This is a genomic window from Saccharibacter floricola DSM 15669, assembly GCF_000378165.1.
Classification (GTDB): Bacteria; Pseudomonadota; Alphaproteobacteria; order Acetobacterales; family Acetobacteraceae; genus Saccharibacter; species Saccharibacter floricola.
On sequence record NZ_KB899333.1, the window covers coordinates 181,063 to 204,101 of the forward strand.

At 51.6% G+C, this 23,039-nt stretch carries 21 protein-coding genes; 14 read left to right on the top strand and 7 right to left on the bottom strand.

What is annotated here, in order from left to right:
• Positions 1–14 precede the first annotated feature (14 nt).
• Positions 15–491, top strand: coding sequence for a GAF domain-containing protein (locus F457_RS0100800; RefSeq protein ID WP_018979225.1), 477 nt, complete (start codon positions 15–17; stop codon positions 489–491).
• On the opposite strand, the gene murJ is transcribed toward F457_RS0100800, so the two are convergent.
• From murJ to tsaD, 4 genes are read right to left on the bottom strand one after another with little or no spacing between them, the layout of a single operon-like run.
• Entirely contained in the window at positions 477–2,036 is a 1,560-nt protein-coding gene (murJ, locus tag F457_RS0100805) for a murein biosynthesis integral membrane protein MurJ (protein WP_026294057.1), read from the bottom strand. The genes F457_RS0100800 and murJ overlap by 15 nt on opposite strands.
• A 39-nt stretch (positions 2,037–2,075) precedes the next feature.
• On the bottom strand, positions 2,076–2,570 hold the full coding sequence (locus F457_RS0100810) for a glutathione peroxidase (RefSeq protein ID WP_018979227.1): 495 nt from the start codon (positions 2,568–2,570) through the stop codon (positions 2,076–2,078).
• Positions 2,571–2,613: 43 nt separating this feature from the next.
• Positions 2,614–3,585, bottom strand: coding sequence for an NAD(P)H-dependent glycerol-3-phosphate dehydrogenase (locus F457_RS0100815; RefSeq protein ID WP_018979228.1), 972 nt, complete (start codon positions 3,583–3,585; stop codon positions 2,614–2,616).
• On the bottom strand, positions 3,582–4,673 hold the full coding sequence (tsaD, locus tag F457_RS0100820) for a tRNA (adenosine(37)-N6)-threonylcarbamoyltransferase complex transferase subunit TsaD (protein ID WP_018979229.1): 1,092 nt from the start codon (positions 4,671–4,673) through the stop codon (positions 3,582–3,584). The genes F457_RS0100815 and tsaD overlap by 4 nt, the downstream gene beginning before the upstream one ends.
• A 44-nt stretch (positions 4,674–4,717) precedes the next feature.
• Between tsaD and hemC the strand changes: the two genes are divergently transcribed.
• Entirely contained in the window at positions 4,718–5,794 is a 1,077-nt protein-coding gene (gene hemC, locus F457_RS0100825; RefSeq protein ID WP_018979230.1) for a hydroxymethylbilane synthase, read from the top strand.
• Positions 5,791–6,480 (top strand): uroporphyrinogen-III synthase, encoded by a 690-nt coding sequence (locus F457_RS0100830; protein WP_018979231.1) that lies wholly within the window; start codon positions 5,791–5,793, stop codon positions 6,478–6,480. Before hemC ends, F457_RS0100830 begins: the two co-directional genes overlap by 4 nt.
• 44 nt (positions 6,481–6,524) lie before the next feature.
• Here the strand turns inward: F457_RS0100830 and secB are convergent, their stop codons facing one another.
• Positions 6,525–7,043 (bottom strand): protein-export chaperone SecB, encoded by a 519-nt coding sequence (gene secB, locus F457_RS0100835; RefSeq protein WP_018979232.1) that lies wholly within the window; start codon positions 7,041–7,043, stop codon positions 6,525–6,527.
• 248 nt (positions 7,044–7,291) lie between these two features.
• On the opposite strand from secB, the gene F457_RS0100840 reads away from it, so the two are divergent.
• From F457_RS0100840 to F457_RS0100870, 7 genes are all read left to right on the top strand, one after another.
• Complete coding sequence (locus F457_RS0100840) at positions 7,292–7,987, top strand: Tim44/TimA family putative adaptor protein (protein WP_018979233.1); 696 nt, start codon at positions 7,292–7,294, stop codon at positions 7,985–7,987.
• A gap of 57 nt (positions 7,988–8,044) precedes the next feature.
• Positions 8,045–9,262 carry a murein transglycosylase A gene (gene mltA, locus F457_RS0100845; RefSeq protein WP_245539077.1) on the top strand — a complete coding sequence of 406 codons (1,218 nt, stop codon included), beginning with the start codon at positions 8,045–8,047 and terminating at the stop codon, positions 9,260–9,262.
• Entirely contained in the window at positions 9,259–10,074 is an 816-nt protein-coding gene (locus F457_RS0100850; RefSeq protein WP_018979235.1) for a DNA-methyltransferase, read from the top strand. Before mltA ends, F457_RS0100850 begins: the two co-directional genes overlap by 4 nt.
• An 88-nt stretch (positions 10,075–10,162) precedes the next feature.
• Positions 10,163–10,732: a Smr/MutS family protein gene (locus F457_RS0100855; protein WP_018979236.1), complete on the top strand. Its 570-nt coding sequence runs from the start codon at positions 10,163–10,165 to the stop codon at positions 10,730–10,732.
• A 247-nt stretch (positions 10,733–10,979) separates the two neighbouring features.
• A complete protein-coding gene (locus F457_RS0100860) occupies positions 10,980–12,116 on the top strand; it encodes an ABC transporter substrate-binding protein (protein WP_245539078.1) in 1,137 nt (378 codons plus the stop codon).
• Positions 12,106–13,200: a FecCD family ABC transporter permease gene (locus F457_RS0100865; RefSeq protein WP_018979238.1), complete on the top strand. Its 1,095-nt coding sequence runs from the start codon at positions 12,106–12,108 to the stop codon at positions 13,198–13,200. The genes F457_RS0100860 and F457_RS0100865 overlap by 11 nt, the downstream gene beginning before the upstream one ends.
• Before the next feature lie 11 nt (positions 13,201–13,211).
• On the top strand, positions 13,212–14,030 hold the full coding sequence (locus tag F457_RS0100870) for an ABC transporter ATP-binding protein (RefSeq protein WP_018979239.1): 819 nt from the start codon (positions 13,212–13,214) through the stop codon (positions 14,028–14,030).
• A 41-nt stretch (positions 14,031–14,071) separates the two neighbouring features.
• Here F457_RS0100870 and hemF read toward each other — a convergent pair whose 3' ends face one another.
• Positions 14,072–14,986 (bottom strand): oxygen-dependent coproporphyrinogen oxidase, encoded by a 915-nt coding sequence (gene hemF / locus F457_RS0100875; RefSeq protein WP_018979240.1) that lies wholly within the window; start codon positions 14,984–14,986, stop codon positions 14,072–14,074.
• A 249-nt stretch (positions 14,987–15,235) separates the two neighbouring features.
• On the opposite strand from hemF, the gene F457_RS0100880 reads away from it, so the two are divergent.
• Complete coding sequence (locus F457_RS0100880) at positions 15,236–16,126, top strand: S-methyl-5'-thioadenosine phosphorylase (protein WP_018979241.1); 891 nt, start codon at positions 15,236–15,238, stop codon at positions 16,124–16,126.
• A gap of 51 nt (positions 16,127–16,177) precedes the next feature.
• Here F457_RS0100880 and F457_RS0100885 read toward each other — a convergent pair whose 3' ends face one another.
• A complete protein-coding gene (locus tag F457_RS0100885) occupies positions 16,178–16,966 on the bottom strand; it encodes an SDR family oxidoreductase (RefSeq protein ID WP_018979242.1) in 789 nt (262 codons plus the stop codon).
• A 297-nt stretch (positions 16,967–17,263) separates the two neighbouring features.
• Here F457_RS0100885 and F457_RS0100895 point away from each other — a divergent pair, with 297 nt between their 5' ends.
• From F457_RS0100895 to F457_RS0100905, 3 genes are all read left to right on the top strand, one after another.
• On the top strand, positions 17,264–17,554 hold the full coding sequence (locus F457_RS0100895; protein ID WP_018979244.1) for a co-chaperone GroES: 291 nt from the start codon (positions 17,264–17,266) through the stop codon (positions 17,552–17,554).
• 60 nt (positions 17,555–17,614) lie between these two features.
• Positions 17,615–19,282: a chaperonin GroEL gene (gene groL, locus F457_RS0100900; protein ID WP_018979245.1), complete on the top strand. Its 1,668-nt coding sequence runs from the start codon at positions 17,615–17,617 to the stop codon at positions 19,280–19,282.
• 253 nt (positions 19,283–19,535) lie between these two features.
• The gene (locus tag F457_RS0100905) at positions 19,536–22,379 is read left to right on the top strand and encodes a TonB-dependent receptor domain-containing protein (protein WP_018979246.1); all 2,844 of its coding nucleotides are present in this window, start codon (positions 19,536–19,538) and stop codon (positions 22,377–22,379) included.
• Positions 22,380–23,039: the final 660 nt, after the last annotated feature.

Here is a 23,039-nt window from a genome sequence, read left to right on the forward strand (position 1 = left end):
TTAATCTATGGTGCATGAGTACAGCACCCCAACAGTCTATCGCGTTTGATGATGTTTTTCCGGTTGCCCAAGGGCTTTTGGAGGCAGAATCAGATCCTATTGCTAATATGGCCAATCTTTCAGCTCTGCTTTACGAGGCGTTGCCTGATGTGAACTGGGTTGGGTTCTACATCATGCGTGATGCAGAGCTTGTTTTAGGCCCGTTTCAGGGACGGTTAGCCTGCACGCGCATTCCCGTTGGACGGGGTGTGTGTGGCGTTGCGGCGCAGTCACATTCTGTGCAGCGCGTGGCGGATGTGCACCAATTTGATGGTCACATTGCGTGTGATGGTGCGACCGAATCGGAAATTGTGATTCCCATCATAGTGAACGGCGCGGTGTACGGGGTGTTGGATATTGATAGCCCACGGAAAGATCGCTTTTCTGAGGATGATCAGCAGAAGCTCGTTGCACTCGTTAAATTACTTGAAGCTGTTTTACTGGCGCTGTAGGCGGCGCTTGACCATTTTGCTCAGCTCGGAAGGGCTGAGCACTCGGAAGAAGATGAGCAAAAGAGCGTAAATCAGCGCGCTGGATATAATCAGCGCGCTGAGCATCATTAAGCGCGGCAGAGCGTGCCATGTTGGAAGGGTAGGGGCGAAGAGCCATTCTCCGCCAAAGGCCCATCCTGCCATCAGCACAGCAGATAGAGCGATGAGCGAGCTGCGTTTGACACTGTGTGCTGTTGGGCGGAAGGCTTCGCGTTTATAGAGCATAATCCCTAAAATGAGCATATTCACACAAGCGGCGATGGTACTGGCAAGCGGCGGTGCGATATGGGCAAGAGTGCGATAGAGCAGGAGGTTCAACACAAGGTTCAGCGTGAGTGTGAGGAACCCCACACGGACGGGGGTTGCGGTATCGCCTTCAGCAAAAAAGGCCGGCGCTAAGAGTTTGACGACAATAAAAGCGGGGAGGCCGAGCGCATAAGCGCGCAACGCTTCACCTGAATGGATGACATCGCGTGCGGTGAAATGGCCATAGCCAAACAAGCCAGCGATAATCGCAGGAGCTAAGGCGAGCAACCCCATGGTTGCCGGAAGGGTAAGGAGTAACGCGTAGTCCAGCGCTTTATTGAGGCTTGCCTGCATAGCAGGACGGTCTTGATCGGTCACATGGCGGGTCAGGAGTGGCAACAATGTTGTGCCTAATGCTGCGCCTAAGACACCAAGGGGGAGTTGATTGACGCGATCAGCGAAATAGAGCCACGAAATAGAACCCGTCGGTAAGAGGGTAGCAATGATTGTATCAATCGTCAGGTTGATCTGTGTGACACCAGAGCCGATTAAGCCGGGAACCATCCGTCTGATAAGAAGTTTTACGTCGCGCGACAGCATGGGGAGGGAAATGATGGGCAGGACACCGACGCGTTTTGCAGCCCAAAGCAGCCCGCCAAGTTGCACAATGCCAGAGACTGTAATGCCCCACGCGCTGATGCGCGCGACATTGTGTGGGCAGAAGAACGCCCCAAGGAGAATGGCGGTAATCCCGACAACATTAAACGAGACATAGGCCGCTGATGCTGCACTAAAATGGTTCCGCCCATTGAGCACACCGGCGACGAGTGCCGCTCCGCAAATCAGAACGGTGTATGGCATGGTGATGCGGGTAAGCTGCACAGCGAGTGCGAAACGCTCTGCGCCGCCATGGCGGAAGCCCGGCGCTGTGAGGTCAATGAGCCACGGCATACAGAGTTCAGCAATGACGGTCAGCAAAATAAGCCACGTCAAAAGCAGTGAGAAGGCCTGCCCAGCAAGGACGAGTGCACTATGGCGGCCCTCTTTTTCATAGCGTGCTGTAAAGAGCGGCACAAAGGCTGCGCTTAGTGCGCCTTCCCCAAAAAGGCTGCGGAACATATTGGGCAGGCGCAGGGCAAATTGATACGCATCTTGAACCGGGCCAGCCCCTAAGAACATGGCGAGCAGTTGATCTCGGACAAGCCCGAGAAGGCGGGAGAGCATCGTCCATCCGCCAACGGTTAAAAGATTACGCAGCACGGCACAGGCCTTGGGGAAAAGAGGGCATGAGAAGAAGGGTTAATACTTAAAGGTGGTGCGCTGCACTTCTTCGAGAAAACGCGGTGCATCAGGGCGTGTCAGCGGGGTAAACCACCGTTGAAGCTTACCTTCACGATTGATGAGATATTTGTAGAAGTTCCAGCGTGGATGTGAGAGGAAGCCTCCTTCATCTGCGAGCCAGCGGAAGAGTGGGATCGCATGAGGGCCACGCACAGCACTTTTTGCTGCGAGCGGGAAGCTCACCCCATAACGCCGCTGGCAGAACCCTTGGATATCGTCTGCTGAACCGGGTTCTTGCTTACCAAAATCATTGCTCGGCACCCCTAATATAATCAAACCATTCGGTGTGGAATGGCCCAAGGTACGCCAGAGATATTGCAGAGCTTCATATTGGGGAGTGAACCCACATTCAGACGCTGTATTGACGATCAGGAGAGGGCGCCCCTTCCATTGGGAAAGGTCAATCTCTCCCCCTTCAAGAGCGGGGAGGCGGAAATCATAGGCCGTTGTCATTGTCTTATTCCGTCATAAGCGAGGGGAGGAGAGAGAGGGTGAGTTATTCTAAAGCAGGAGGCCGGTCGAGCAGCTCATCACGAGCGCGTTCAGGTGTGACTTCTCCTGACAGGAGGCGTGTGATGGTGTTTATGATAGGGGTCTCAATTCCGTGTTGCTTCCCGAGCTTTTGGAGGGTTGGCGCGGTAAGCACCCCTTCAGAGACGGTGCTGCGTTGGGCAAGAATAGAATCCAGACTTTCCCCCCGACCAAGCGCGATCCCGAGGCTATAATTGCGAGACCCCGGGCCCGTGGCCGTAAGAATGAGATCCCCCATGCCTGCTAAACCATAGATGGTGCGGGCTTGTCCGCCCATTGTTTCAATCAAGCGGCCAAGTTCCGCTAAAGAGCGGGTAATGAGTGCAGCGCGGGCATTTTCTCCCATCTCTGCACCAACGGTAATCCCAGCCCCAATGGCGATGACATTTTTAGCCGCCCCGGCCATCTGCACACCAAAAGGATCATTGCTGGCATAAAGGCGTAATGTCGGGGTGGTAAGGCGTTTTGCGAGGTCTTGAGCAAAGGACAGGTCTGATGCTGCGAGTGTTGCAGCGGCAGGGAGGCCCTTAGCGATTTCAATGGCGAAGTTGGGGCCAGAAAGAACAGCAGCTGGATGGTCTGGCATGGTTTGCGTCAGCACCTCTAGCGGCAATGCAAAGGTGCCTTGTTCCATCCCTTTGCAGCAGGTGATAACCGGCACATGAGCAGGAAGGTTTTTTTCGAGTGCTAGGGACGTATCGCGCAGTGCTTGGGTGGGGACGACTAGCAGTACAATATCGGCCTCATGAGGGAGGCTATTGGTCACAGACACACGTTCTGGCAAGCGCACATCTGGCAGGCGCGGCATAGAGCGTGTGTCCGGAGCAACAGGGCTGCGTGTCCATAGGGACACGTTGGCGATTTGAGCGGCGCTGCAAGCGAGGGCCGTGCCCCATGCCCCAGCGCCGATCACGGCGATATGAGGAAGCCGGGTCATGGCAATGTCTCCACGGAAGAAGATCGATAGGGTTGGCGCTCAGAAAGCGGCCAACGTGGACGGGGTGCTATGGTAATATCGTTAGGCCTTTCCCCTTGGGCAAGGCGTTCTAACGCAGCCCAGCCAATCATAACCGCGTTATCGGTGCAAAGCCTTAATGGAGGGGCGAGGAAAGGGATAGCGTGCCGTTCGGCAACGCTTTCCAGTCGTGCGCGTAAGGTACGATTAGCGGCGACGCCCCCCGCAACGACAAGGGCAGTGGCTTGCGGTGCTAGAGCGAGGGCATGTTCGGCCCGGTCTGCCATCACATCTGCGACAGCACGTTGGAAGGAGGCCGCAAGGTCAGCGGCAACGCGGTGAGAGAGGGCGGCCTTCCCGTAAGGTTCAATCAAGCGAGAAACGGCTGTTTTAAGGCCAGAGAAGGAAAAATCACATCCGTCCCGCCCTTTGAGCGGGCGCGGAAGGGAGTAGGCCGTGTCGTCACCTTCAGTTGCCAATTTTTCCAAAGCAGGGCCGCCGGGCCAGCCGAGACCGAGCATTTTGGCGACTTTATCAAAAGCCTCACCTGCTGAATCATCAATCGTGCCACCTAAACGACGATAATGCCCCGTTTCTTCGACACTCACGCATTGGCAATGCCCACCAGAGACGAGCATAGCAAGGTAAGGGAAGGAGAGCGTGATTCCCTCATCAGCAAGAGCGCTGGGAAGGCGTGGCGTCAAAATATGTCCTTCGATATGATTGATGCCTATAAAAGGTTTCCCCTGTGAAAGAGCGAGCCCTTTTGCGTAGTTACTCCCAACGATGAGCCCTCCAATAAGACCGGGGCCTGTGGTCGCAGCAAAGTGGGCAATATCACCTAAAGTAAGGCCAGCGCGCTCGAGGGTGAGATCAACCAAATTTGGCAGAATATCAAGGTGTGCGCGGGCTGCAATTTCCGGTACAACACCACCGAGAGCGGCATGACTTTCCTGCGACAAAAGGGCTTCAGAAAGGACGGTTCCGTTGGCGTCAAGGATCGCACACGCGGTATCATCGCACGATGTTTCGATCGCAAGCAAAGGGGTAACAGAGGCAAGACTGGGCATAATAATCTCATTATGCCGAATAATTTTCTTGCATGACACCCCTAATGAACCCAGATACAGAAACCGCTATGACTGTATCTCTTCCTTCCTCTGATGCTCTTCAGCATATTGCTGCTGAGGCAGCAAAGCGCTCTCACGCAAACTCATCGTCGCGGCGTAATAAATTGCCGCTGCGGGTTGGGACGCGTGCCTCTCCTCTGGCGTTGGTGCAAACGCGCCATTTTCTAACGCGTCTGACGCGCTTTTGCCCTGTTTTGCGCGATATGGGCGCTTTTAAAGAAGAGCAGATGAATACGTCAGGCGATCTGAATTTGAAAGATCGTTTGGCTGAAATTGGTGGGAAGGGTCTTTTCTCCAAAGAAATTCACGAACTTCTTGCGTTAGGCGGGATTGATTTCGCCGTGCATAGTTTAAAAGATTTGGAAACCAATCTTCCACCTGGTCTTGTCTTAGCGTGCACAATGAAGCGTGAAGATGCACGTGATGTTCTCGTTCTGCGAGATCGAACCGTTAAAGTAGACCCCAATGACCCTTATGCCTGTTTGCCTAAAGGGGCGTTGGTTGGGTGTGCTTCGGTGAGGCGGCAGGCACAAATGCTTCATAGACGTCCTGACCTGCGTTTTTGCTTATTGCGTGGCAATGTGCAGACCCGCCTTGATAAGCTTAATGCAGGCGCGTGTGACGCGACGTTGCTCGCTTATGCTGGGTTGAAACGTTTGGGGATGGAAGACCGCATTGATGTCCCCTTAGAGCCAGAGCACATGCTGCCTGCAGCGGGGCAGGGAATCGTGGGTGTGACCTTGCGAGAAAGTAATTACGAATTGCGTGAGCTGCTTTCTGCGATTGAAGACCCAGAGGCCCGCGCCGTTGCCACAGCAGAGCGCAGCTTGCTGGCAGAGCTGGATGGGTCGTGCCGTACGCCAATTGGTGGTTATGCGCGTCTCACAGACGGTGTGCTTCATCTTAGCGGTTTGGTTGCGAGCGAGGATGGAACGTTTTTACTGCGTCGTGAAGCGCAGGGACGCCCAGCAGACGCTGCTAAAATGGGGCGAGAGCTCGGGATTGAGCTGCGTGCGAATACGCCTCCGCATATCTTTGAAAAAATTATTAATCCATCATGAACAAAGCTCCCTCTCGTATGGTCGTAGTGACGCGCCCTGAGCCGGGTTTGTCGGACACGCTGGCTCGGTTACGGGAGGGGGGATGGCGTGCTGTGTCTTGCCCTGTCATGGTGATACAGCCTGTAGCGCCTTTGCCGTTTATTGAGGGAGATGCGTTGGTCATTACGAGTGCTCAGGCGTTACCTGCGCTAGCTGAGCAGCCTAAAGAGCGGCTTCTTCTTACAGTAGGTAAGCAGACAGCAGATCGCGCACGGAAGGCGGGCTTTACACAGGTAAAGGCGGCTCAAGGGAAGAGAGAGGGGCTGGTCGCTCTTTGTCGCGCCTATGGTGTGTCAGGAGAACGTGTGAGCTTTGTGTGCGGGTGCGGCTGGCGCGGTCAGGCTTATAGCCGTGCGGTTGCAGACCAGCTTGGAGCCCGATGGGTCAAGGGGTATCAAGTTCAACGCACATCTTGCTTGGCAAAGGAAGCTGTGCAGGCGTTGAGTGAACGAGATGTTGAGGCGATCTGTTTTTATTCGGTAGAAACGGTGCGTGCGTTTCTTTCTCTTTGCCCAGCATCGCTGACCGCCGCTTTGCGGAGCGTGCGGGCTGTGTGCTTGTCTGAGGCGATTGCCGCTGAAGCACGAGACATTGTGTGGCGTGAGGTCTGTTTTGGCGATCCGGTAGCGGTGCTTGGGAGCCCCTGACATAAAAAAGGAGGAGCCGAGGCCCCTCCTTTTTGAAGCGGATTTTATGCTTCGCCTTCTGGTTCTGGGAAGTTTTGTTCCCGCTTTGCTTGCCAAAGAGCAGCAAAGTCGATCGGCTGAAGCACGATCGGTGGGAAGCCACCATCGCGGGTAACATCGCTGATAATCGCACGAGCGAATGGGAAGAGAAGGCGTGGGGCCTCGACCAGCAGAAGTGGCTCAACGAGGTCATCAGGGGCGCCTTCTAGTGTGACGATCGCCGCATAGGTGAGCTCAACGATAAAGACGATACGACCAGGTTCATTGCTGCCTTCAGCGGCAGGCTCAGTGGCTTCTGCGCGGATGATGACAGAGACTTCGAAAACCGGCTGGTCTTTTTCAATACGATTTGCCTGCACGTCGATATTAACACCAACCTGCGGAGCACTGCGTAATGAGGCGAAGGTTTCAGCGCCCCGTGGAACCTCAAAAGAGAGGTCTTTTGTATATTGCAGGTTAATCGCCAGCGGGATGCTGGGCGGTGTGTTATCCTGAGATGGAGCGTTGTTTTCGTTGGCGGACATAATATTTCCAACTTTTTCTAGTTATGTGCAAAACAATAGTCTCTAGCCGGTAGCATGGATTGCTAAATGGGCCAAGAAGAAGACGGGCTTCAGCCCATGAAAATGCACGTTTTGAGCATATGATAAGCTTTTTAAGCAGAATTGAAGGGGAGGGGGAGGTTGAGATTAGTGGCTGGGCATTCTATTTTTAGGGATAGCTTTTGTCGGACCGGCAAATTTAAGGTTTGGAACCAGTCTTGGAATATATAATGGCTCACCCCCCTTGGGATATTATTGTATTGGCTGTCATTGCGCTCATCTTAGGTGCAACGTTATATCGCGTGCTTGGGCGTAAAATTGGCGCACAAGGGGATAGGCAGGAGAATTATCGGCTCATGGCACATGTAGAAAAGATGGGGCGTCGCAAGACGGCTTCGAATACGATGCAACCCCCTCCATTGCCGGGGAGTGTTCAGGCTGCGGAGGAGCAGACAGAGTATGTTGTGCCGCAGGCGGATAGCCCGCTCGGGCAAAAGCTTCTCAAGGTAGCGACGTTATCCTCCAAGTTTCAGGGGAAGGCGTTTTTGGAACAGGTTGAAGAGATGTTCCAAAAAATCGTGCAGGCATTTGCTCATACCGATATCCTGCTGCTGGAAGAACGTCTGACGCCTCAGGTCTTTACAGCTTTTCAAAAAGCATTGCGGCAGAGAGAGCAGGATGGCGATCGTTTGCACGTTGACGTGAAACGGATGGAACGGTTGGAAATTGCCGATATTACCTTTCCTGAAGAGCAAGCCGCTAGTTGCCAGATCAATGTGCTGATTACATCGTGGCAGGTTCGCTATGCAAAAAACTCTCATGGGAAAATGGTTGGGGGGACTGAATCTCTCACTGAATTCCGTGATATGTGGGGACTTGCTCTGATTGACGGGCATTGGCGCTTGGCGGAGACTGCGGTCGCTTAAAGTCTTTAAGCTGCTTTTGATAATTTAACGCCTCCAGTAATGGGGGCGCTATTGGCGATGGAATGGCCGAGTTTTGGTAGTGCTGACATGATGCGTTATTCGCCCCTGCTTGCTTTGGTTGTGCTGCTTTCGGCATGCATGCCAGGCGTCCCTTCGGGAGATATGGACATTCACAAGGTGGACTTTTCTCATCTCAGTCATTGGGAGCAAGAGCAGCATCAGCCGTTGTTGGGTATAGTGCGCACTGAGTGTCGCCGTTTAACGCAGCTGTCTCCCAATGCGTCTTTAGGGGGGGCGACGTCATTGCCCTATGGGCGCAAGGTCAGTGACTGGGCGGGAGCGTGTCGGGCTTTGCCATCGTCTGAGCAAACTACCTCTGAAGAAGCTCGGCAATATTTTGAGACATGGTTTCAGCCTTATCTCATCCAAGATCCAGCCTTTTATACAGGCTATTATGAGCCGCAAGTTGAGGCTTCTTTACAGCGCCAAGGGGCTTATCAATATCCTCTTTATCGGCGTCCTGCTGATTTGCTGCGTGGGCGTACGGATACGGGCGCGGTTGTCTTTGGTCACTGGGTTAATTCCGTCTTCCAGCCTTATGATGATCGGGCGGCGATTAATGCGGGGGCGTTGAATGGCAAAGGGCTTGAAATTGCTTGGCTAAAAAGCCCCGTTGATGTGTTTTTCCTACAGCTACAAGGGGCCGGACGACTCCACCTTCCCGATGGCAAAATGATGCGGGTTGCTTATGATGGGCGAAATGGGCAGCCCTATAATCCGATTGGACGCGTGCTCGTAGAGCGTGGGGCCTTGAAGACGGGAGAAGTGACAGCTGAAAGCATTCGGGAATGGTTGCAGGCGCATCCGCAGGACATGCGCTCCGTTATGGAGAAGAATCCTAATTATGTTTTCTTCCGTAAGGTGGAACGCTCCCCCTTTGAAGGGCCGGGAGGCGCTCTTGGTATACCGCTGACGCCCCAACGTTCTTTGGCAATTGACCGTGCACTGGTTCCGTATGCGACGCCTATTTGGGTGGAAACCTCTGTGAAAGACCAGCAAGGGCAAATGGCACCTTGGGAGCATTTAACCTTTGCGCAAGATGTTGGTACAAACATCAGAGGTGCTGGACGGGCGGATCTCTTCACAGGATGGGGAGAGAGTGCTGAAGCGATGGCCGGCGACCTCAAAAGCCCTGGCCGTATGATTTTATTGCTGCCCAGACCGTCAGCGCAATCAGAAGAAACGTCGGAAGCATTGGACTTTCCATCCAAATGATTCGCACACGCCGGGAGACGTTAGGGCGGCACATTTTATACCGTGCAGATTGTGCTCGTGTGTTAAAACGCTTGCCATCAAAGAGTGTTGATGTCGTCATTACGTCTCCGCCTTATAACCTAGGCTTAGCGTATCGTAGCTATAAAGATCGCCTTTCTGAGGAAGATTATTTAGCGTGGATGGAAGGGGTCTGTGCACAAATCTCACGCGTTATGCGTGACGATGGCTCCTTCTTCCTCAATATTGCGGGCTCATCGTCTCAGCCGTGGTTGCCTTTTGAGCTTATGGTTCGCTTGCGGCGTCTCTTTACGTTGCAGAACCATATTTCATGGATAAAATCTGTCGCTGTTGGGGATGTGACATATGGCCATTTCAAGCCCGTCAATTCACCACGTTTTGTGAACCGAAATCACGAGCATGTTTTTCATTTAACGAAAAATGGTGATGTGCCGGTTGAGCGGTTACAGGCGGGTGTGCCGTTTACCGATAAGAGCAATATCACCCGTCGTCAGCATGCTGCTGATCGTCGTTGTCGAGGGGATACATGGTTTATCCCTTACGAAACTGTGCGTAGTCGCAAGGGGAAGTTTAGCCATCCAGGGACATTTCCACGAGCATTACCAGAGCGCTGCTTGCAATTGCATGGGTTTGACGGGGATAGTGTTGTGCTTGATCCTTTTATGGGAACAGGAACAACGCTTTTGGCTGCGGAAAAACTAGGTCTCCAAGGCATTGGGATTGAAGCAGATACAAGCTATGTACGCGTTGCTCGCGAGCGCTTGCGGGCGATGCTTGCCGAGAACGGTGTTTAACTAGGGTATTAACGCGTCTTTTTACAATAAGATGCAGGCCCATTATGGTGCGAGCGTCAACCGAGCAGAATGATTAGGGAAATAGGCTGTGGGGAAACGGAGCGTACAAGATGGTGAGGCAGCGTTATGGCGTTTGGCTATGCGTGATGTCGCGCCGTTAAGGGCCTCTCATGCACAGTCTTCTCTGCCACCATCTCCTGCTAAACCTGACAAAACTTTAGAAGCACATCGGAAGAAGTCTGTACAGCCAAAGGCCTTAAAAGCGTTTAAAACAACGCTTTCTGTAGCCCAGGAGCGGCCCAAACGTGCTCAAGAGCTTGCTATTGGGGAGCGTTCCCCCGGGCTTGATAATACGCAATGGAGGCGCCTGTCGCGGGGGGAGATGCGTGTTGAAGCACGCCTCGACTTGCATGGTTACATTGTCCAAGATGCTTTTGAGGCTTTGTTGCATTTTATGCATCGTGCGCGAGGGATGCGGTGGCGTTGTGTTGAGATTGTTACAGGCTTGGGGAGTGGTGCACGAGGGGGTACTATTCGCCGCGAATTGCCCTTGTGGTTACAGCGTAGTGACGTGCGCCCCATGATTCTGGCGGTTGTGCATTCTCATAATAGCAACCGAGGAGCTGTGCGTATTCTATTAAAAAGACGTCGATCATAAGCAATATTTATGAAAATGTTATAGATGGGCCGCTTGCCAGAAAAGTAAGGGATTGTACTTACTTTTTTAAAAGTTTTGCAAGCGCGTAGAGCTTGGATTGCTCGGCTGGGTCGGTTATAACACGAAATCGCGAATGATTATTAACTTCTTGTATCGCACCGTAGGATCTTTCTGACCATTCCAGCATGCTAAGAAACCTACCGATATGGGAAAGGCCCCGTTTTGAGGGGGGCGGGAGAGTAAAGACGTGTCCCTGAAATCTGTCATGCATGCAATAGGTGCGGTTTCTGTCTTAGCTGGCGGATGCGTTGCGCTGAGTCCCAGCAGTCACGCTAAGGATATAACGGATATTACGGGCCATGTTGTGTCCATTCCTGACCATCCGCAGCGTCTCGTTTTGGGGGAAGGGCGCCTCATTTACGCTCTGGAACCTCTGGAAAAAGAGCATTTGTTTGATCGCGTCGTCGGTTGGCAGGGGGAGTTCCGTGATGCTGATGCGCAGAATTATGAGCAGATGCGTCACGCTTTCCCAAAGGCTGATCAGGTTGCCGTGATCGGGCGTAGCTCGGCTGATACCATCAGCCCTGAAAAGCTGCTTGATCTACATCCCGATGTGGCCATTTTTAGTACAACAGGGCATGGGCCAGGGCAGTCCGGTGATGTGACAGAGCGCCTAAAGGCAGCTCACATCCCTGTGGTTTTTGTTGATTTCCGTGAGGATCCGGTCAAAACAACCGTGCCGAGCATGCGTATTCTCGGTGAGGTTTTAGGGCGTGAGGAAGAAGCAAAGGCCTATACGGATTTTTATGAACAACGGCTTAAGGCTATTCAATCCGTTGTTGATAAGATTCCAGAAAACAAACGTCCTCGGGTCTTTATTGATATGCTTGCAGGAGCACGGCAGAGCTGCTGTCACACTGCGGGGCATGGCAATATGGGTGCTTTTATTGAAGCGGCAGGGGGGCGTAATGTCGCTGATGGACTGCTCCCTGGCTATTTAGGAGAAGTGTCGGCTGAGAAGCTGATCGCGCTAGACCCCGATATTCTGTTGCTTGATGGAACGCGCGGGCCGGTGCGGTCTGGGCCAGGGCTCAAAATGGGCTCTCAAGTAACGGCTGAGCAGGCCAAAGCGTCGCTTAACAGCTTACTGGAGGCGCCAGAAATTTCCGGTTTGCGGGCGGTACAAACGGGGCGGACGTACGGCATTTGGCATACCTTCTATGATAGCCCCTTTAATATTCTCGCTGTGGAAGTCATGGCAAAATGGTTTTACCCAGAGCTTTTCCCTCAGCTTGACCCTGAGGCAGACCGCCGTGAGCTCCAGAGTCGTTTCACAAATCTACCAGTGAGTGGCACTTACTGGATCAAAGCTGATGTTCACTGAAATGCCGTCTGTTTCTTCATCAACAGAAGCCCAAAAACGGGAAAAGATTGCGCAACGTTTGACGGGGATGCGCCAGTCTTATGCGAAACTGACCCATCATCGAGTGGTCGTACTGCTTGTTTTGGGCGTGCTTATTCTGGCGTCTTTACTGCTGGATTTTTCGCTTGGGCCGGCGGCGTTATCACCGATGCAGCTTGTTCATGCCCTGTTAAATCCATCTTCTGGCATGAATGCTGTGATCGTCTGGCATATTCGCTTGCCGTATGCCTTGATGGCGGTGTTGGTAGGGCTTGCGCTTGGCATTTCTGGTGGGGAAATGCAGACCATTTTGGATAACCCTTTAGCGAGTCCCTTTACGCTAGGAGTTTCAGCCGCAGCGGCTTTTGGTGCGTCGTTGGCGATCGTCTTGCAGTGGCATTTGCCCTATATGCCAGAGACATGGATGGTTCCCCTTGAGGCCTTTATATTTGCCGTTGGGTCAGCTGTGTTGCTGGAGCTCGTGGCGCGGGTAAGAGCGCGTTCTACAACGATGGTTGTCTTATTTGGGATTGCCCTCGTTTTTACCTTTCATGCGCTTGTATCACTGATGCAGTTCGTTGCTGATGAAGACGCTTTACAAGAGCTTGTTTTTTGGACAATGGGCAGCCTCACCAGAGCGAGTTGGGGAAAAATTGCTGTACTCGCAGCAGGTTGTTTAGTCGTGTTGCCTTTTTGCTGGCGTGCTGCACCGGCGATGACGGCCTTGCGTCTGGGGGAAGATCGTGCGGCGAGCTACGGGGTGGACGTGCATCGCCTACGCATGATGTCATTGCTGCGCGTGAGTATTTTGTCAGCTCTAGCGGTGTCCTTTGTAGGTACGATTGGCTTTGTCGGACTGGTGGCACCGCATATTGCCCGCCGCTTGTTGGGGGAGGATCACCGCTTTTACCTGCCCGGGTCAGCTCTATGCGGGTGTTTGATTATGTCGCTTTCGTCCATTGCCGCGAAGAACATCATGTCAGGCGTGGTTATTCCTGTAGGGATTGTGACGGCTCTGGTTGGGATACCATTTTTCCTCGGTGTCGTGTTGAAACGAGGCAGATAATGACGGGGAATATGACAAACGCACAGTCTCAAGAAGGTCTTCTGGTTCACGGCCTTACTGTGAGCTATGGGAAGCGCGAAATTTTACACGGGATTTCTCTCGACAATATGCGTCCCGGTCGGGTAACCGCTTTGCTTGGGCCAAATGGCTCTGGAAAGTCCACGTTCTTGCGTGCGGTTGCGGGCCTAACGGCCTCTAAGGGGGAGGTTGTGCTGAAGGGACGTAACCTTGCAACGCTACCTGTAGGAGAGAGGGCACGGATTGGTGCCTATCTTCCGCAAAGCCTTCCACCTGAGGTTCACCTCCAAGTGCTGGAAGCCGTCATGGTGGCCCGCCGGGCGGGAGAAGGCGTTTCTGCTGAATGTGCGCTTTCTGAAGCTATGGAGGTCTTGGAGGGGCTCGGTATTGCCGACTTAGCTCTACGGTATTTGGATGAGCTTTCCGGAGGGCAGCGTCAGCTTGTAGGCTTGGCGCAAGCTCTTGTGCGAAAGCCGGAGCTTTTGTTGCTTGATGAACCTCTGAGTGCGTTAGATCTTCGCTATCAATTCGCTGTTATGGAGGCTGTGCGGCGCGAAACGCAGGCGCGCGGGATCGTCACATTGCTTGTGGTACATGACCTTAACATTGCTCTGCAACGTGCTGATGACGTTGTGTATATGCGCGAGGGACGTCTAATTGGGCAAGGGGTCGTGATGGACGTGACCACACCAGACATTTTAGCAGATGTTTATGGGGTGAGAACACGGCTCGAAGTCTGTCCTCGTGGTTTGCCACATGTGCTTGTTGATGGTGTCGTTGAGGATTCTTCTGAAGAGGAGCAGCGTTACTAGGCTCCCGATATAAAAGGGAACCTAGTAACGATGTGCCTATATCAGGGCCAATGTGCTTCTGGAGGCATGCTCATAAGAATAGCCTCTGTATTGCCGCCTGTTTTTAGCCCGAAAATCGTGCCTCGGTCATAAATGAGGTTAAACTCAACATAGCGGCCACGTCGCGTAAGCTGCGCTTGGCGGTCTTCCTCTGTCCAAGGAGTAAACATGCGGTTGCGTACGGCTTGAGGATACGATTCGTAAAAAGCATTCCCCACGTCTTTAGTGAAGGCAAAATCTTTTTCCAGATCACCTGTGCGCAGCCAATCGTAGAAAATGCCCCCTAAGCCACGAGGCTCGTTGCGGTGTTTGAGGAAGAAATATTCATCACACCATTTTTTGAAGCGTGGGTAATACTCAGGGTCATACTTATCGCATGCTTCCTGAAATTTTTTATGGAACTGGGCTGCGTCCTCTTGGGCTTCCTCGCTGTTGGGGAACATGGGTGTAATGTCACCCCCGCCACCAAACCACCCTTTAGAGGTAATGATCATACGCGTATTAAAATGAGCCGCGCTGACATGGGGGTTACAAGGATGCGCCACGAGCGAAATACCCGTTGCGAAGAAGCGTGGGTCTTCTTCAGCACCGGGGATTTGTTTACGGAATTCTGGTGAGAATTCGCCCCAAACGGTGGAGACATTAACGCCCACTTTTTCAAAAACGCGTCCGCGCATAACCGACATGACGCCACCGCCACCTTCAGGACGATCCCAAGCGGTGCGCTCAAAGCGTCCGGCTTTCTCGCGGCCATTAAGTGTCTGCGAATTCTTCGCGACTGCTTCGTCTTCAAGAGCTTCATAAGACGCGCAGATGCGGTCACGCAGTGTTTCAAACCATTCCTTAGCGTCTTTTTTTAAAGAATCATGGGGAACATCTGAACGGATAAGCTCACCAAAATGAGGGGATGAATTCATTATTTATCTTCCGTCTCTCTAGTTGCGTTGTCTGAGACATGCGAAACCCTAGCACAGAGTTTCTAAATTAGAATAACTATTTATACGTGTCGTTATTATAGGGAGAACATAATTTTTCTTGTTCACTGATGGAAAAAGAGGCAGAGGATGTTCTTTTGTTCTTGAGGCTTTGGAAAAGCGTTATTCTTGGGCTACACTCAAGATTCTAGCGTTTGAGACGATTATAAACGGCATTGGGAGTACAACCGCATGGCTTCAGAAAAACACGTTGAGCCCGTTATCGGTGTTATCGGAGGGTCTGGCCTCTATGAAATTGATGGGCTGAAGGATAAAGAGTGGCGTCGCTGTGAAACGCCATGGGGTGCTCCTTCTGATGACTTGCTTTTTGGAAGCATTTCTGGTGTCCGTTGCGTCTTCCTCCCTCGGCATGGGCGTGGCCATCCTATTCCGCCCTCACGTCTCAATTATCGGGCGAATATTGATGCGCTAAAGCGTGCAGGGGTGACAGATATTATCTCCCTTTCTGCTGTTGGTTCTTTGAAAGAAGAGCTTGAGCCTGGCCGCTTTGTGCTGGTTGATCAGTTTATTGATCTCACCCAAGGGCGCCAGCGCACTTTCTTTGAGGAAGGGTGTGTGGCTCATGTCAGCATGGCAGAGCCTGTGTCGCACCGTTTGCTCACGACATTGGGTGATACGGCTGAAAAGCTTCATATTCCCGTGACGCGCGGTGGGACATATGTCGTGATTGAGGGGCCACAATTCTCCACACGTGCGGAAAGTGACCTTTATCGCTCATGGGGTTGTTCAGTCATTGGGATGACGAACATGCCAGAAGCGCGTCTCGCACGTGAGGCGGAAATGAACTATGTTACCGTTGGTATGGTAACAGATTATGACTGCTGGCATGAAGATCATGACAGCGTGACCGTCGATACAGTTGTGACGACGATGAAAAAGAATGCCACGCACGCGCGTGAGCTGGTAAAAGATGCCATTGCGTCACTCGGGCATAAGCGTGAGCTGGATCAAGCTGAACGCGCTCTTGATAATGCGATTATCACACCGCCAGATGCGCGGGATTCCGGGCTATTAGCACGTCTTGATGCTGTGGCAGGGCGTGTATTGTTCAGCCACCAGTAAAGAGCTGTATCTCCCTGCAGAAAAAGAAATACCCTGCAGGGAGACGCTTTTTTACCAACTCCGTAAAAGCCCACCATCTACGGGAATACAGGCCCCCGTTATGTAGGAAGCGCGAGGGCTGGCCAGGAAGGTTGCCATTGCGCCAAATTCATCAGGCTCTCCGTAACGTCCTACAGGGATTTCCTGTTCTTTTCGGCGTTTGAGCTCCTCAACAGAAATATGTTGTTGTTCTGCGCGTGAGGCGTTCAGTTTGGCGACACGGTCTGTATCAAACCGTCCCGGCATGAGGGTATTTACCGTAATGCCATCCGGCCCCACTTCACGGGCGAGTGTTTTCCCCCAACTTGCAAGAGCAGAGCGGAGCGCGTTCGAGAGGACGAGCCCCTGAATCGGTTCCTTAATGCTTGTGGATGAGACCATGATAATGCGTCCAAATTCTTGCTGACGCATGGAGGGTAGAAAAGTATCCGTCATGGCCATCGTCGGCATAAGCATAGCTTCAGCATAGTGCTGCCATAGCTGCGCACCTAAAACGCTCGCAGGCCCGGGAGGGGGGCCGCCTCCATTGCCAATGATAATATCAGGCGCTTTTGGATAGTGCTGTTGAATATGGGTGATGGCTTTTTGCACCCCTTCTAGGGTGGAAAGATCAGCGCTGATCCAAGAGGCTTTTCCGTTAGCATTTTCAATTATCTCTACCATATTCCGCAAGGGCTGTTCGCGGCGCGCTATAAGACACACATGGACGCCTTCTGCCGCGAGGGAACGGGCGATGCCAGCGCCTAAGCCAGCGCTTCCTCCCATAATGATGGCAAAGCGTTGTGATAGCTGCATATCCATAAATAAATATCCAATTCCTCATATATTTTAGCCATCATGAGTGTGAGCCTTTGAGAGAGGAACGTGAAGGGGATTCTGTCTTTTCTAGGAAGCTCTATGGTGAGAAGATTTTTTTAGAAGGAGATGATTAAAAAATATGCTTCTTCACAGCAGAGGTTCTTGACGCTTGCAGGGGGGAACACTATTTTTTAATCACCTCCTTTTGAGAGAGGAGGCTTTATAGGTGCGCTGCTAATTTGAGCGCGATAACCCGGCCATGCTGCTTTGAAAAAGGGCTGGCCTAGAATGGAGCGATCCATGACGAATTTTCGTCCCCTTCATGACCGCGTAGTGGTCCGCCGCCTCGAAAGCGAAGCAAAAACCGCTGGTGGCATCATTATTCCGGAAACAGCTAAAGAAAAACCGATGGAAGGCGAAGTTATCGCTGTCGGTCCTGGTGCACGTAACGAGCAGGGGCAGGTTGTGCCGCTGGATGTTAAAGCCGGTGACCGTATTCTGTTCGGCAAATGGTCAGGCACTGAGGTAACGATTAGCGGCGAAGAACTGCTGATTATGAAAGAGAGCGACGTTATGGGGATCATTGGCTAAGGCGCCTGTCTCTCGTTAACTTTGTATCTCTTAAAGTAACCTCCTAAGGAGAAATGTGTTATGGCTGCTAAAGACGTTAAATTCGGTTCTGATGCTCGTGAGCGTATGCTGCGCGGTGTCGATATTCTCGCAAATGCCGTGAAGGTGACACTGGGCCCTAAAGGCCGCAACGTTGTTCTTGATAAGAGCTTCGGTGCGCCACGTATCACAAAAGACGGTGTGTCTGTCGCCAAAGAGATCGAACTTGCTGATAAGTTTGAAAACATGGGCGCACAGATGGTGCGTGAAGTTGCCTCTAAAACAAACGATATTGCTGGTGATGGTACAACCACAGCGACCGTTTTGGCTCAGGCAATTATCCGTGAGGGTGCCAAGGCTGTTGCCGCTGGCATGAACCCGATGGATCTGAAACGCGGTATCGACAAAGCTGTGGCTCGCGTTGTTGAAGAGCTAAAGTCTCGTACAAGCAAGATTTCTTCTCAAGCTGAGATTGCTCAGGTTGGTAAGATTTCTGCGAATGGTGAGTCCGAAATCGGTGAGATGATTGCTCACGCGATGGAAAAAGTCGGTTCTGAAGGCGTCATCACTGTGGAAGAGGCTAAGGGCCTGCACACAGAACTGGATGTCGTTGAAGGAATGCAGTTCGATCGCGGGTACATCTCCCCATACTTCGTGACGAACACCGAGAAGATGGTTGCTGATCTGGATAATCCTTATATCCTGATCCATGAGAAGAAGATTTCTTCCCTACAGCCGATGCTGCCGCTTCTGGAGAGCGTTGTGCAGTCCGGTCGTCCGCTGCTTATCATTGCTGAAGAAGTTGACGGTGAAGCGCTGGCAACTCTCGTTGTGAACAAGCTGCGTGGTGGTCTGAAGATTGCTGCTGTGAAGGCTCCTGGCTTTGGTGATCGTCGTAAAGCGATGCTGGAAGACATCTCCGTGCTGACCGGTGGTCAGGTTGTGTCCGATGATATCGGCATCAAGCTGGACTCCGTGACGTTGGATATGCTGGGCACAGCAAAGAAAGTCCACATCGACAAAGAGAACACCACGATCGTTGAGGGTGCTGGTGATGCTGAAGGCATTAAGGCACGTTGCAACCAGATCCGCGCTCAGGTTGAAGAGACCTCTTCCGATTATGACCGTGAGAAACTGCAAGAACGCCTAGCTAAGTTGGCTGGCGGTGTTGCTGTCATCCGCGTTGGTGGTAGCACGGAAGTGGAAGTGAAAGAGCGTAAAGACCGCGTTGATGACGCTCTGCATGCAACACGCGCAGCAGTGGAAGAAGGGATTGTCCCAGGTGGTGGAACGGCTCTGGCCCGTGCAAGCCAGATTTTGGAAGAACTTTCCCACGTTAATGACGACCAACGCGTTGGTGCGGAGATTATCCGTAAGGCTCTGCAAGCTCCACTGCGTCAGATCGCGCATAATGCGGGTGAAGATGGTGCCGTGATCGCTGGTAAGGTTCTAGAAGAATCAACCTACACGAAGGGCTTTGATGCTCAGACAGGTGAGTATAAAGACCTCGTGGCTGATGGTATCATCGACCCAACAAAGGTTGTTCGTACTGCTCTGCAGGATGCGGCCTCTGTCGCTGGTCTGTTGATCACAACGGAAGCAATGGTTGGTGAACGCCCAGAGAAGAAATCTGGCGGTGATGATGCTGGTGCTGCTGGAATGGGCGGCATGGGTGGAATGGGCGGTATGGGAGGCATGGGCGGCTTCTAAGTCTCCCAAACCTTCTCTTTCCCTTTTCGTTAGGAAAGGGGAAAGACCGCAGTTCTCTGCTGAGAAAGCCTCACTTCTTCGGAAGTGGGGCTTTTTTTATGAGCTGATTGGCAGAGGAGGTGTCATAAATGTGTCTTAAATGACACGCTATGAGCTTATAAGTAGCGCTAATGGCACAGATCGCTAAATAGCTATGGCATTTTGTTCTGGAATCGAATTAAGTAAAATTAATAACGATGATGGAACATTAAGTATGACGATTTCTCCTCGCCATTGGCTGCTATGCGCGTCAATTCTTTCTGCTGGTTCTGTTCCTCACCTAGCATGTGCGGCGGGATCCCTTGTCTCTAGCGGGGAGAAGGGGCAAGTAACTGAACGCTCTCACGCGTCAGAGCTGGGCTCGCATCATGCTAAGCCGAAAAAACGTACAAAATCGACCCATGGGAATAATGCTTTCCGTGGCATCAGCGCGCGTCGTTCAGAAGAAATTATGGTGACAGGCTCTATGCTGAGTAAGTCACGTAACTCTGACGCTAACCCTGTGCAGACAATTAGCAGTAAGCAACTGACGCAAACAGGTTTGACAAATTTAGGCGATATTTTGCAGCGTATGCCTTCCATTGGGTCGAGTGGAACGGGCAATTCTGATACGAATGGTGGCGGAGGTGCTTCCTGTATTGATTTGCGTAATTTAGGGCAGCAGCGCGTTTTGGTCATGATTGATGGTAAACGCGTGGCTATGGATGCATTGTCGAATTGTGTTGATACGAACACGCTTCCTATTCAGTTGATTGATAATATCGAAATTTTGAAAGATGGAGGGTCCGAGCTCTACGGTGCGGATGCTGTGTCTGGTGTGGTGAATATTAAGTTGCGCCATAACCTTAATACCGGTGGTGTAACGATTCGTGGTGGGATTACAGGGCGTGGTGACGGAAAGACCGGCATGCTCTCCGCCTATAAGGGGTGGAACTTTGATCATGAACGCGGGAACATCACCGTAGGGGCGACGTATAATACGACAGAAGGTCTTATGCAGCGGAGCCGCAGCTGGGCAAATCCTGTTCAGATTGGTACGAGCGGAAAGCGTTTTGGTTCTGGGTATAGTTCTCAGCCTCTGTGGCAGGACAATAATGGAAATACGCTAGGCTCTACTCCATCACGTTACCAGTTCGGGCAAGACTCGATGCTGACTAATAGCGTGAATACCGGCACGCTGTATGGTGATGCGCATTACGACTTTAATCGTCACGCAACACTTTACTCAAATGTTCTGTACAGCCATCGTGACTCGTTATCACAGCTGGCTCCCATGCCTTTTTACGGGAGTATTCCGCCTTCAACCTTGCCGTCTAATTTGACGGTTCCTGGTAATTATCCAGGGAACCCTTTTGGGCAAGACGCTACGATGGCTTCACGCCGTTTTACGGAGTTTGGCCCACGTCGTTTCGAGAATTCATCCGACACTTACACGGTGAAATCTGGGTTGAAAGGGGAGATCATAGATCACTGGATGTATGATGCCTCCTTTACCTATGGGTGGAATCAAAATCTTGAGCATGATCTCAATATCGGAAGCTATACGAACTTGCTGAACGGGTATGGTCTCCAGCAGGTTCAGCGGGGGAATGCTAATAGTGCATTAGCGTATAATCCTTCTCTGTGCCCGTCATCAGGATGCGCTAGCCCGTTTCATCCGCTTTCAGGTAAAGCGGCAGCTTATGCGAATGCAACAACAAACACTCATAGCTACTATCAGTTACGCGACTGGAACCTCCGAATTCACAATAGTCGCGTTGTGACAATGCCGTGGGAGCATGGTGGAGCGTTGGGGATCGCTTTGGGAATGGAGCATAGAGGCGAGCATCTGTCTTCTACGCCAGATCCGCTGATTTCTTCTGGTCAGAGCATGACAAACTCCGTCCAATATACGGGTGGTGGGTTTAATGTGACGGAAGGTTATGCGGAGACAAGTTTTAACCTGTTGCATAATGCGTTCCTTGCTAAAGATTTGACCGTTGACGCTCAAGGACGTGTGTCTGCCTATAATACGTTTGGAACGACAAAAAACTGGAAAGCGTCCATCAACTGGATGCCAACGCGTGACGTAAGGTTCCGTGGAACGATTGGGACATCCTATCGTCAGCCTTCAGTGTATGAGCTCTATCAGGGGCAAAATCTTTCGTATAATCAGGCGAACGACCCTTGCGACATGGGAGCTGTTGGCACGTACGGGGCGCAGTCGGCAGTCGTTGCATCGCGTTGTGCACAGCAGAAAATTAATACCAAAACCTTTACAGCACAGGGGAGCGGACAGGTGCCGACCTTGGGCGGAGGGAATAATAAACTGAACCCAGAGACGAGCCGAACCTATACATTTGGTGCTGTTTTTACACCGCGCTGGATTCCGCGTTTGTCTTTGTCCGCAGAGTTTTGGCATACAACAGTATCGAACACCGTTGGTTCTCTTCCAACGCAGTATATTCTTGATCAATGCTATACAGCTGGGAAAGAGTGTGGCCTCATCCAAAGAAATGGGGTAGGGCAGCTCCAACAAGTAACCGCTAATAATATGAATATTGGTGGATTGCGGACGAGCGGCGTAGATTTAGACCTAAACTATTCTCTTCCTTTGACACCTGATGATGTTGTCACCGTAGAAAATAATATTCAGCAGTTGGTCTCTTACCAGCAGCAATACACACCAGGCGGGCAATGGTATAATTACTATGGGCGACTTCTGTACCAAAATGGTCAAGGTATGCCGACATTCCGTGATTATGCAACGGCCACATGGCGTCATAAGAACTTCTCGATCACTTATATGATGCAATATATGGGTGGTATGACATGGAATAATTCGACACGTGACCTGACATCAGCTGATGGGCCGCGTCATTCAACGCCTGGTATGTTTGAGCACGATATTACACTCAATTATCGGTGGAAGAAGTGGAACTTCCAAGGTGGTATTACAAATATCGCCAATAAGCGCCCTCCATTTGTTGCTGATGGAGGCCAAAATTCGCTTGGTTCTCTCTATAGTAACTTCTATGCGGGTAGAAGCTTCTACTTACAGGCTGGGCTTGCTTTTTAAAAATCCCTTAGCCTTTTTTAGGGATGCGAACAGGGAGGGGCATAAGCCTCTCCCTTTTTTGTGAGACGTATCGTGTTCTGTGACATCCAAGGACAGAGCTGGTCTTTCTTGATGGGCAATAGTCCGCGCCTCTCACGAGGTAGTCGGAGCTGCTAAAAAGGGGGAGACAGAAACATCGTGAATCTATCTCTTGACTGCTGCTGCTGAGGGGTAGGCACTTAAAGTCTTCCGTGCCGCTGGTGGAGGCGGCAAAGCACGATCCTCTACATTTTCACCCGGAAGGCGTACGAACGGCTATAGGCCTGCGGTCGCAACTAGATACGAAAAAACCGCATCATCCTTTCTCTCCGTCATCCTCATTGCGGCTACAACAGATATGATTAAGGCCTAACAGGTGCTAATCTAAAGAGACGCTCTAACGGTGTGGTCGCTTCTCATTATGCCGACATTTTTGAGCCATCGGTTCCGTGAGGTCATGTATGACTCAGTAGGATATGAAACTGTTTCGTATGAATAGGCGATTCTATACGCACAACTCATTGAAAATATTGGCATCAAATAAAAAAAGAATTTTTCTATTGCTTTTTTGAAAGATGATTGTTTACCGTGAAATTACGGGGAAAGAAACGACGCCCCGTCAATCCAAGGATTACTTATCAT